The 11148-nt window shown below is 60.5% G+C and carries 8 protein-coding genes; 7 read left to right on the plus strand and 1 reads right to left on the minus strand.

Going from position 1 to position 11148, the window contains the following annotated elements; all coding sequences use genetic code 11:
• Nucleotides 1–83: 83 nt before the first annotated feature.
• The 7 genes from AC50YL_RS28645 (at nt 84) to AC50YL_RS28675 (ending at nt 8750) form a co-directional block, all read left to right on the plus strand.
• On the plus strand, nt 84–1256 hold the full coding sequence (locus tag AC50YL_RS28645; RefSeq protein WP_494836474.1) for an amidohydrolase: 1173 nt from the start codon (nt 84–86) through the stop codon (nt 1254–1256).
• Nucleotides 1257–1445: 189 nt separating this feature from the next.
• Nucleotides 1446–1925: a DinB family protein gene (locus AC50YL_RS28650; RefSeq protein WP_494836475.1), complete on the plus strand. Its 480-nt coding sequence runs from the start codon at nt 1446–1448 to the stop codon at nt 1923–1925.
• A gap of 40 nt (nt 1926–1965) precedes the next feature.
• The gene (locus AC50YL_RS28655; protein ID WP_494836476.1) at nt 1966–3303 is read left to right on the plus strand and encodes an LLM class flavin-dependent oxidoreductase; all 1338 of its coding nucleotides are present in this window, start codon (nt 1966–1968) and stop codon (nt 3301–3303) included.
• A gap of 183 nt (nt 3304–3486) precedes the next feature.
• A complete protein-coding gene (locus AC50YL_RS28660) occupies nt 3487–4722 on the plus strand; it encodes an acyltransferase (protein WP_494836477.1) in 1236 nt (411 codons plus the stop codon).
• A 434-nt stretch (nt 4723–5156) separates the two neighbouring features.
• The gene (locus AC50YL_RS28665) at nt 5157–6119 is read left to right on the plus strand and encodes an ABC transporter permease (protein WP_494836478.1); all 963 of its coding nucleotides are present in this window, start codon (nt 5157–5159) and stop codon (nt 6117–6119) included.
• 15 nt (nt 6120–6134) lie between these two features.
• On the plus strand, nt 6135–7043 hold the full coding sequence (locus tag AC50YL_RS28670) for a carbohydrate ABC transporter permease (RefSeq protein WP_494836479.1): 909 nt from the start codon (nt 6135–6137) through the stop codon (nt 7041–7043).
• A 33-nt stretch (nt 7044–7076) separates the two neighbouring features.
• Nucleotides 7077–8750, plus strand: coding sequence for a type 2 periplasmic-binding domain-containing protein (locus AC50YL_RS28675; RefSeq protein WP_494836480.1), 1674 nt, complete (start codon nt 7077–7079; stop codon nt 8748–8750).
• 66 nt (nt 8751–8816) lie between these two features.
• Here AC50YL_RS28675 and AC50YL_RS28680 read toward each other — a convergent pair whose 3' ends face one another.
• The gene (locus AC50YL_RS28680) at nt 8817–11111 is read right to left on the minus strand and encodes a helix-turn-helix domain-containing protein (protein WP_494836481.1); all 2295 of its coding nucleotides are present in this window, start codon (nt 11109–11111) and stop codon (nt 8817–8819) included.
• Nucleotides 11112–11148: the final 37 nt, after the last annotated feature.

The raw sequence follows: 11148 nt of genomic DNA on the forward strand, positions 1-11148 counted from the left end.
CCTTGCCGCCAAGGCGGGCACGCGGCTGACCGCGGCGACCCTTGGCGGGGGCAAGACGCGTTTGCGCGCAAGGAGGAATCGACATGGCAGAACGATTGATCGAAGACGGGGAGGCAGGGCTTCAGGAAAAGCTGGTCGGCATCCGCCGCGAACTGCACCGCAATCCGGAGCTGTCGCTGGAGGAATACGAGACGACGGCGGCCATCCGCCGCTGGCTGGAGGAAGCCGATATACGGGTTCGCGACTACGGTCTGCGCACGGGACTCGTCGCGGAGATCGGCGGTCGGCTGCCGGGTCCGGTCGTGGCGGTGCGCGCGGACATCGACGCGCTGCCGATCCAAGAGGAGACGGGGCTGCCGTTCGCGTCCCGGATCCCCGGCCGGATGCATGCCTGCGGCCACGATTTTCATACCGCGGCCGCGATCGGCGCGGCGCTGCTGCTGAAGGCGCGCGAGGGCGAGCTGCGCGGCACGGTCCGGCTGCTGTTCCAACCGGCGGAAGAGAAGGCCAAGGGCGCGCAGCAGCTGATCGCCGCCGGTGCATTGGAAGGCGTCGGCGCCGTGTTCGGCATGCACAATAAGCCGGACCTGCCGGTCGGCACGGTCGGCATCAAGGAAGGCCCGCTCATGGCCGCGGCCGACGGGTTCGTCGTCGAAGTCGCGGGGCAAGGCTCGCACGCGGCGGTTCCCGAAGCGGGCATCGACCCGATCGTGGCGGCGGCGCATATCGTCACGGCGCTGCAGACGATCGTGAGCCGCAACGTCGGACCGCTGCAAAGCGCGGTCATCAGCGTAACGAAGCTGCATGGCGGCACCGCCTGGAACGTCATTCCGGACAAAGCGGTGCTGGACGGCACGATCCGCACGTTCGACGAGCGGGTTCGGGAACAGGTGCTGCGGAGGTTCCGGGAAGTGGTCGAGGGCGTTGCGGCGGCCTGCGGGACGACGGCGGAGGTCCGCTGGATTCAAGGGCCGCCGCCGGTGACGAACGATGCGTCGCTCGTGCCTGTTGCCCTGCGGGCCGCGGCGGACGCCGGGCTTCGGGCGGTTACGCCGATGCCGTCGCCCGCGGGCGAGGACTTTGCGTTCTATCAGCGCGAAGTGCCCGGGCTGTTCGTCTTCATGGGCACGTCCGGCGAACGCGAGTGGCATCATCCGGCTTTCGATCTCGACGAGCGCGCGCTGCTGCCGAGCGCGAGATTTTTCGCCGGGCTGGCCGAGACGGCGCTGCTCGAGCTGGCGGCAGTAGAGCAATAGCCGAAGCCCTCGGCGTTCGCTTCGCCCGAAAAACATAGCCTATGCTTCCGAAGCGGTTTTTCTTTTGCGCCGAAGCCCTCGGCGTTCGCTTCGCTCGAAAAACATAGCCTATGCTTCCGAAGCGGTTTTTCTTTTGCGCCGAAATCCTCGGCGCCCGCTTCGCTCCAAAAACTTTAGGAGGTCCAACCCATGACAGCCAATCAAATTGAAACGCTGCTCTTCGATTATTCGGTGCTTCATCAGCAGTTGAAACAGACGATCGCGGGCTTGACCGAGGATCAGCTGACATGGAAAGCGGCGCCCGGCGTGTGGAGCGTGACGGAGGTGCTGTCGCATCTGGCGGATCACGCGATCGTCGTCGGTTTTCGGATCCGCGAGATCGTGTCGGGCTCGGAGGCGAAGCTGCCCGGCTTCAAGCAGGACGCATGGGTGGCGTCCGGGCGCGCCAACGAAGGCGCGGCCGGCGACATTTTGGCTTTCTACGAGGCCTATCTGACCTACAATCTGCTCCTGCTGAACCGGCTTTCGCCCGAGGATTGGGCGAAGACGGGCATCAACTTCAAGGACGAGACGGTTGCGCTTCGCGATGTCGTCTGGGGCTTCGTCAAGCACGTGCATAACCATATCGCGCAAATCGAGCGCATCGCGTCGGCATACGTCGTCGTGTGAAGCTGCGGCTTGCCCGCAGCGCATAGAGGAGGAGAAATCGATGAGCAAACCGCGGAAACAACTGAAACTCGGCGCGCTGCTGCACGGCGTGGGCGGCAATCCGGCGATGTGGCGTCATCCGGACGTACGGCCGGACGCGAGCGTGAATTTCGAGCTTTACAAGCAATGGGCGCAGAAGGCGGAGGCGGGCAAGCTGGATCTGATCTTCATTGCCGACGGCCTGTATATCAACGAGAAATCGATTCCGCATTTTCAGAACCGCTTCGAGCCGATCTCGCTGCTCAGCGCGCTGGCTTCGGTCACCCGGCACATCGGTCTCGTCGGGACGCTCTCGACGTCATACAGCGAGCCGTTCACGGTCGCGCGCCAGTTCGGCTCGCTGGACGTGCTGAGCGGCGGACGCGCCGGATGGAATATCGTCACGTCGCCGCTGGAGGGTTCGGCGCTGAATTACGGCAAGAAGGAACATCCCGAGCATGACTTGCGCTACCGGATCGCGACGGAATACCTGGAAGTGACGCGGGGGCTATGGGATTCCTGGGAGGACGACGCGTTCGTGCGGGATAAGGCGTCCGGGGTGTTCTTCGACCCGGCGAAGGTCCATGCGCTGAACCACGAGGGCGAGTTCTTCTCGGTGAAAGGCCCGCTCAACATCGCGCGCTCCAAGCAGGGCCGGCCGGTCATTTTCCAGGCAGGCTCCTCCGAGGTCGGCAAAAATTACGCGGCCAAGGAAGCCGACGCCATCTTCACGGGGCATGAGACGATCGAGGACGCGATCGCGTTCTACCAAGACGTGAAAGCGCGGGCGGTCTCCTTCGGCCGCTCGGCGGACGACGTCCTCGTCTTCCCGGGCATCGGGCCGATCGTCGGCGCGACGGCGGAAGAAGCGGAGCGCAAGTACCAGGAAGTCGCCAACCTCGTAACGATCGAGACGGCGCTGAACTACCTCGGCCGGTTTTTCGAGCATCACGATTTCTCCCAATATCCGCTCGACGAGCCGTTTCCGGAGCTTGGGGACCTCGGCCGCAACAGCTTCCAGAGCGGCACGGACAAGATCAAGCGCGATGCCAAGGCGCGCAACCTGACGCTGCGCCAGGTCGCGATTCAATCCGCCACGCCGAGAAGCAAGTTCATCGGCACGCCGGAGCAGGTCGCGGACATCCTCGAGGAATGGTTCGTTCGCGGCGCGGCCGACGGCTTCATGCTGGCCGAATCGGTTCCGAACGGCTTGACGGACTTCGTGGATCTCGTCGTGCCGATCCTGCAGCACCGCGGCTTGTTCCGCACGGAATACGAGAGCGGCACGCTCCGCGGCAACCTGGGTTTGGCCATTCCGGCCAACCGGTACGCGGAGGCGAAGGAAGAAGCATCCATTTAATAGAAGAGCCGCCTTTCGGGCGGCAGCGGAGGCGGTTTCGCGGGGTCGAAGATCCTTGCGGAGCTGCCTTTTCCCGTATCGCTGTTATTTTTTTCCTTGGGGCTCATAGTTTCAAATCATTTTGAAAACAGTATAAATAAGCAGGGCCGCACAGCGGCGCACGGGAAGGGAGGACATGCCACGATGACGTCGAGACAGGATGCCGCCGGAAGTCTGCCGCGCAAAGAACGGGTGCCGGAGCTCGAGATGCTGCGAGGCATCGCGATATTGGGCGTGATGATGGTGCATGCCACGTCGTCGGCCGTGGTGACCGTGCAAAATTCCTTGCCGCGGGATGCGTACATCATCCTCAACACGTTCTCGCTGTTCTGCGTGCCGGCGTTTATCTTTCTCTCGGGCTTCGTGCTTTTCTATAATTATGGCGACCGGCCGTTGACGCTGTCCGGGCTCCGGACGTTTTACGCTAAGCGATTCCTGCAGCTGATCGTGCCGTATGCATTCGTATCGCTGGGCTACGAGCTGGTCGAGAACGCGCTGAAGCATCGCTCGCGGGAGTCCGCCGAGATGCTGCGGCTGTTCGGAGAGCATCTGCTGACCGGCAAAGCGTATCCCCACTTGTATTACGTTGCGATCACCATTCAGCTGTATGCCTTGTTTCCGATCTTGCTGCTGCTCTTCCAGAAGCTACGCCTGCCGGTCCGGCTGGCCGTTCCGCTCGGCTTCGCCGTCCAATGGGGCTTCTATCTGTTGAACCGGAACTACTGGCACATGGACGCGAAAGGAAGCTGGGCGTTTTCGTATTTCGCGGCGTTCCTGATTGGCGCCTATCTGGGCATGCGGTCCGACCGGTTCGCGCATTGGTTTCGAGGCAGCGACGGCGCGAATCGGCACCGGAGAGCCGGCCTGTTGACGGCGTCTGCGCTCCTATGGCTGATCGCGACCGCCGGATTCCTCAGCATGTATATCGCGTACCGCACCGGCGCGTCGACGCCGAACGGCTATTGGTTCGAGATCGGCTACAACCTGTTCACGGTTCTGACCACGCTAGTCCTCTTGTTCGCTTGTTTCCGGCTCGCCAAGCTGCGGGCCGCTCGCCCCCTGTCCGCCGTGCTGTCCGATCTCGGCGCGCTTTCGTTCGGCTTGTACCTCGTGCATCCGTTCTTCCTGCTGCTGTACCACCGACTTAAACCGGCAAGCGGGCAGCCGCTCGTCTATCATCTCTGGACGGCGGGCGGCTTCGTCTTCGCGCTCGTCGCTTCCGTGCTCGTCTTGCTCGTCGCCCACCGCTATATCCGCGGCGCCTGGCTCGTCCTGGGGCAGGCGCCGGCCAAATTCCGCCCGCGGCCCGAACCCGCTGAGGAAGCGGAGGCCGAGCACGGCCAAGCAGCCGAAAGGCGGCTAACGGAAGCGACGGAATAGGGAGCGCCGGGCAACGCGAAAGCTTTCGCCATCAGGAGACTTCAATAGCATAAAGAAGCGCAGTAGGCTGCTCCGAACGGAGCGGCCTTTTTGATATGTCATTTTTGCTCTCGCGTCGCGTAGCCTTTCAGGCCGTTCGATGCGGGTCGAAACGGGTGTCATGCAGGCTGCCGCCCAGTCCGGCCCGATTGGCCAAAATTGCTTTCTATGCCAAAACAGCCCGTAACCCCGCAAAAACGACATATTGTCCGCCTGGCGGGCGGATAGGCCAAACTTGCGCCAGGCCTTAAGTAGAGCGCTTTCAACAAGATGACGGAAATGACATATTTACGTTGCGCTTGCCGTCCTCTATCGTTGAGGATGTAGACGCGTCAGATAAGCTCACATCTTGACGCACAGATAATCTAACCCACCGATCAGAAGGGAGTGATCCTATGCAGGATACGGATGCTGTCATCGCAAGCAGCACATTGTCCAAAACCGTACCGCCCAATCGAAGCCTATGGAAGAAGATCGTCCGCAACTGGGAATTGTATATCTTCGTTGCGCCGGCGTTCCTCTACTTCCTTATCTTCTCCTATGGGCCGATGTACGGCATTCAAATCGCGTTCAAGAGCTACATTCCGACAAAGGGAATCCTGGGAAGCCCGTGGGTCGGCTTCGATCACTTCGTCCGCTTCTTCCATTCCTATTACTTCTGGGACTTGATCTGGAACACGCTGAGCATCAGCTTGTACGAGTTGGCCGTCGGCTTCCCGATCCCGATCATCCTGGCGCTCGCGTTCAACGAGGTGAGAACGGGCTTCTTCAAGAAGCTGGCCCAGACGGTGACGTACGCGCCGCATTTCATATCGGTCGTCGTCATGGCGGGGATGATCATCACCTTCCTGTCCCCGTCGACCGGGATGATCGTCCGGCTCATCGAAGGACTCGGATTCGGCTCGCCGGATTTTCTGACCGATCCGCGCTGGTTCAAGACGATGTACGTCCTGTCGGGCGTCTGGCAGAGCGCGGGCTGGGGCACGATCATTTACTTGGCGGCGCTGTCGGGCGTCGATCCCGGACTGCACGAAGCGGCCATCATCGACGGGGCATCGCGTTTCCAGCGCGTCCGTCACATCAACGTTCCGACTTTGCTCCCGACGATGACGATCTTGCTCATCTTGAACATGGGCAGCCTGTTCGGCGTCGGCTTCGAGAAAATATTGCTGCTGCAAAACCCGCTCAACATGGATTCGTCGGACGTGATCTCGACGTTCGTCTACCGGTCGGGGCTTGTGGATGCGCAGTACAGCTTCTCGACGGCGATCGGCCTGTTCAATTCGGTGGTTAACGCCGCGCTGCTGGTGCTCGTGAATCAGATCGTCCGCCGGACGAGCGAGAATAGTTTGTGGTAGGGAGGAGGGACGCGAATGTTAACCGGCGTGAAAGAAACCGGACAGGACAAACTGTTTTTGATCTGTAATTACCTCTACGTATTCGCTGCTTTCCTGATCGTGTTTTATCCCGTGGCGTATATCGTCAGCGCCTCCGTCAGCGATCCGAAGTACGTCGCCTCCGGCGAGATGTGGTTGTGGCCGAAGGGCATTACGTTCGACGGGTACCAAAGGGTGCTCGAGAATTCGAATATATGGATCGGCTACTGGAACACTATCGTCTACACGGCGGTCGGCACCGCGATCAACCTGGCGGTGACGCTGCCGGCGGCGTACGCGCTGAGCCGAAAGGATTTTGTCGGGCGCCACTTCTTTACCGGCATGTTCATGGTCACGATGTTCTTCGGCGGCGGCTTGGTTCCGACCTACCTGCTTGTCAAGCAGCTGCACATGGTCAATACGATATGGGCGATCGTGCTCCCTTCGGCGGCTTCGATCTGGAACATCATCGTCTCCCGCACGTTCTTCCAAAGCTCCATTCCAAGGGAGCTGCAGGAAGCGGCCCAGATCGACGGCGCGACGAACATGAAGCTGTTCGCCCGCATCATCCTGCCGCTGTCGATGCCGATCATCGCGGTCATGGCGCTGTTCTACGGCGTCGGCAATTGGAACAGCTATTTCTCGGCGCTGATCTACTTGAACGACAACGCCAAATACCCGCTGCAGCTGGTGCTGCGCCAGATCCTCGTGCTGCAGGAAATGAGCGCGCAGGGCGGCGGGGTGATCGATTCGTCCACGGCCACGGCGATGAACACCAAAGCGGAAATCGCGGCGCTGGTCAAATATGCCGTGATCATCGTGGCGACCGTTCCCGTGATCGCCGTCTATCCGTTCCTTCAACGTTACTTCGTGCAGGGTGTTATGATTGGTTCCATAAAGGGCTGATCTTGCCATAATCAATTTAAGGGGGATGTTCGAATGAAAAATCTTCGCAAGCCTTCATCGATCGTACTGAGTCTTACCCTGACGGCGGCCATGTTGGCAGCCTGCAGCTCCGGGAACGAGAAGAACGGCGCGCCGGCCAACGATTCGGGAGGAGCGGCGAACGCGGAAAACGGAGCGAACGCGGGAAATGGAGCGAACGCGAACGCCGGAACGGAAGCGAACGGCGTGAAGAAGGACGGCTTTCCGATCGTGGACAAGGCGCTCACGCTGACGATGATGTCGCAGGACGCGGGCGTCGCGGATTGGAAGCAGATGGCCGTCCTGCAGGAAATGGAGAAGCTGACCGGCGTCAAGTTCGAGTACCAGCTCGCGCCGATCGACAGCTTCGAGGCCAAGAAGAACCTCGTCTTCGCGAGCGGCGACCTGCCCGACGTCTTCTACGGCGCCGATCTGAAGCCGGCGGAGCAGGTAACCTACGGCACGCAGGGCGTGTTGATTCCCCTGGAGAAATACATCGACGAAGGCTATGCGCCGAACCTGAAGAAGATCTTCGACGAGCATCCGGACATCCGCAAGTCGTTCACGACGCCGGACGGGCATATGTACGCGCTGCCGAACATCGATCTCTCCGCGGTCTGGTACCGCAGCCCGATGTGGTACAACGGCAAGTTCCTCCAGGCGCTGAAGGTGACGGAGCTGCCGAAGACGACGGACGAGCTGTACGATTACCTGAAGCGCGTCAAGAACGAGGACCCGAACGGCAACGGCAAGCCGGACGAAATTCCGCTGACCTCCGTCAAGCTGGATGACCTGCGGATGTTCTTCCTGGGCTTCTGGGGCATTTACGACGAGGCGATCTATTCGGACAAGGACGGCAAAGTGCACTACACGCCGCAAGAAGAAGGCTACAAAGGCTACTTGACGTTCATGAACCGGCTGTGGAAGGACGAGCTGCTCGACCACGAGACGTTCTCGCAAACGCCGGAGCAGAAGAAGGCCAAAGGGCAGAACAACCAGATCGCGCTGTTCAACGATTGGTTCCCGTACTTCACGTTGGGCGGCGAGCCGAGCGGAGATAACCCGATGATGACGCCGGTGAAGAGCGAGATTGCCGGATCGCCGGTCTATGGCAAGCATCCGGGCATTTCCACCAACGGCACCTTCGCCATCACGAGCAAGGACCCGGCGCCGGAAGCGACGATGCGCTGGATCGATTACCTGTACGGGTACGACGGCGCGACGTTGTTCGCCCAAGGACCGGAAAACACGCTGTGGAAATACAAAGACGAAGCGACGCACGAGAAAGAATGGCTGCCGGTTCCGGGAGGCGGAGACCGGGAGGAGTACCGCGGGAAGCTCACGCCGAACTACGGCATCCTCACGCCGGGCATGAGCTCCAGCGAGCTTACGAAGGGACTGGGAAGCGACTTCGACGCATGGCTCGCGAAGGAAAACGAGGAGAAGCTGACGCCGATCGGCAAGGCGCCGTTCCCGAACGTCTACCTCACGAATGAAGAGCAGACCGAAGCGACGACGCTGCTGTCCGATCTGAACACGTACGTGACGCAGATGGAAGCGAAATTCGTTACGGGGCAAGAACCGATGTCCGGCTGGGACAAGTACGTCGCCCAGATCAAAAAAATGGGCGGCGACCGGATCGCGGAGCTGTATCAAGGCGCTTACGACAAGTGGAACGCGGGTAAATAAGCGATTGCCGCACGGAAAAGAAGCCAACTTGCCCGGTCGCCTCGACCGGGAGTTGGCTTCGCTTGTTTACAGGTCTTCGGCGTCGGCGGCCGATTCGGCCAAGCCGTTCCCGGCGGCGAACATTTTGCGGTATTGGCCGGGGGTATAGCCGGTTTCCTTCTTGAATTTGCGGATGAAGTTCGGCGTGTCCAGATAGCCGACCGTCAGGATGATGTCCTTCAGCGGTTCGCCGGTCGTCGCGAGCCGGTGCATGACCTGCTCCAATCTGCGTTTCCAGATGTATTGGATGAAATTCTGACCCAGCTTCTCCTTGAAGGAACGGCTGAGGTGGGAAGGCGAGATGCCGAATTCGAACGCGACCGTCTCCAGGCTCAAGTTGGCGTCGACATAATGAACGTCGATATAGGCGGCGATCCGGTCGATGACCGACTGCTCTTCCTTCCGGTGGGTCTGTTCCACCTGATTGCAGAGCTGGACGGCCAGGTTCAGCAGGCCGCGCTCCAGCTCGTCCAGCGATTTGCCGTAAGCCGCGTTAGGCGCCATTTCCTGAAGCAGGCGGTGATGGCCGAGCTCGGACGCGGTCTTCAGGATCGTGTTCAGCAGGTCGAAGCAAACGCACCGCATAAGCAGCGCCGACAGCTCGGAGTGCTGCAGGCCGCGGACGGCGTCCTGGATCATCTGGGCCGACACGTCGTAATTGCCCTGCTTCAGGCTTTGGGCGAGCTTCATGAGGGTGTTGGCCGGAATCCAGACCGCTTGATCCGACGTATAGGACAGCTTCTCGAAGTAGGTCACGGTACCGCTGCCGGAAGACACCCGAAGCTCGAAGGCCGAGCAGGCTTCGATAAACGATTGGTTCAGCTGATCGGGGCTCGCGTAACAGGTCCCGACGCCGATGACCGGGATGAAATCGAACGCTTCCAGCATCATGCTCCGCACGGCTTCGACGATCCGTCTGACCTGTTCGAATTCTTCGGTGCCGCTGCCGGGATCGAAGCTGAGCATGAGGCCGAATTGATCCGGCTGCGAGAGCTCGACGCCGTAGCCTTGGGCGGCCAGTTCCGGGAATTCCAGTTGGGCGAGCAGCTCGGCGATCTCCTGCCGATCGGCTCTGCCAAGCTCCCCGTCCTGCTCCCAGCCGGCCACGAGGACGAAGTGCCTGGCGCGGTCGAAGGACAGATCGAAGGCGTCTTGAAGCTCGGGCGTCAGGCTCTGGGCATTGCCGTACTTGAGCAGCAAGGACAGGAAATGATTGCGGGCGAATGGCTCCTGAAGATCGATGCGCGAGCTGTACTCCTGCAAGGCGCTCCGAATCCGGTCCAGCTCGTTGCCTGCCGTGCCGTCTGCCGTGCCCGGCCGCTTGGCCGCCGATTTGGATGCCGCGAACGCGACGAGCGTCGAGATCGGCAGATACTGCGCCCTGGCCAGGAGAAGCGCGATGCCCGCCCCGGCGATCACCACGATGATGAACAGCATGATGATGAAGCTGCGCACATGCAGGACGCTGCTGAAGAACTGGGCGCTCGGCATGATCGTCACGTACGTCCAGCCGTTCGATTCCGATTTGACGGACACGATCGAGTGGGGTTTGCCGTTCAAGGTACGGTCGTAGATGCCGGGCGTCAGCGTATTGAACAGGGACTTCGCCTCGGCCGCGGACAGCGCCTCGCCTTGGCGGTTGTCCACGAGCGGACGGCCTTGGTTGTCCAGGATGTACGTCAAGCCTTGATAATTGCCGAGGATGGAATCGATGAGGCCCGTCAGCTCAGGTTCCTTGATCAGGTACATGACCGTTCCGTGCGGATTCGGGTTGTTCGGCGTAATCGGATTCAGGTATGCCAGCATCGTTTCCTGCATCCCGTTCGGCTTGCTGACGCTGTCGGACGCGCGCATCGTCGGGTAACGGACCGTGTTCAGATCCCGGTACAGGGCATCCTTGTCCCAGCTGCGGAAGCGGACGTTTTCGGCGAACACGTCATAGTCGTTCAGGCCTTTGCTGGAGTAGATTTTGTCGTCCTGATGAAAGTACAGGTAAATCTCTCCGATGATGGAGCTGGTCGCTTTGTATTGATCGAGGGCGGTTATGGCTTCTCCGCTGTAGATCGGGTCGTGCACCCGGTACGGAGTCAGCCGTTTGTCGTAGGAGATGCGGGAGGCGATCTCGCCAAGCTCTTTCATCCGTCCGTCGACGATGACCTTGGCCTGCGTCAATTGGGCGAGACGGGATTGCTCGATTTCGGTACGCAGGTTCGTGACGGCATTGTGATAGATAAAGACGGTCAGAAACACCAAGGGGATCAGTAAAATAAACAAGTAGGACCAGATGTATTTCAAAAACAGCCTGGATTTAAAATAGGTCATGCTTACTCGGCCTGCCTCCTTGCTGGATGCCCGACGT

This window comes from Paenibacillus sp. J22P277, from assembly GCF_059383675.1.

Coding starts and splice junctions, on each gene's coding strand:
- AC50YL_RS28645 (WP_494836474.1), top strand. CDS start 84: ATGGCAGAACGATTGATCGAAGACGGGGAGGCAGGGCTTCAGGAAAAG.
- AC50YL_RS28650 (WP_494836475.1), top strand. CDS start 1,446: ATGACAGCCAATCAAATTGAAACGCTGCTCTTCGATTATTCGGTGCTT.
- AC50YL_RS28655 (WP_494836476.1), top strand. CDS start 1,966: ATGAGCAAACCGCGGAAACAACTGAAACTCGGCGCGCTGCTGCACGGC.
- AC50YL_RS28660 (WP_494836477.1), top strand. CDS start 3,487: ATGACGTCGAGACAGGATGCCGCCGGAAGTCTGCCGCGCAAAGAACGG.
- AC50YL_RS28665 (WP_494836478.1), top strand. CDS start 5,157: ATGCAGGATACGGATGCTGTCATCGCAAGCAGCACATTGTCCAAAACC.
- AC50YL_RS28670 (WP_494836479.1), top strand. CDS start 6,135: ATGTTAACCGGCGTGAAAGAAACCGGACAGGACAAACTGTTTTTGATC.
- AC50YL_RS28675 (WP_494836480.1), top strand. CDS start 7,077: ATGAAAAATCTTCGCAAGCCTTCATCGATCGTACTGAGTCTTACCCTG.
- AC50YL_RS28680 (WP_494836481.1), bottom strand. CDS start 11,111: ATGACCTATTTTAAATCCAGGCTGTTTTTGAAATACATCTGGTCCTAC.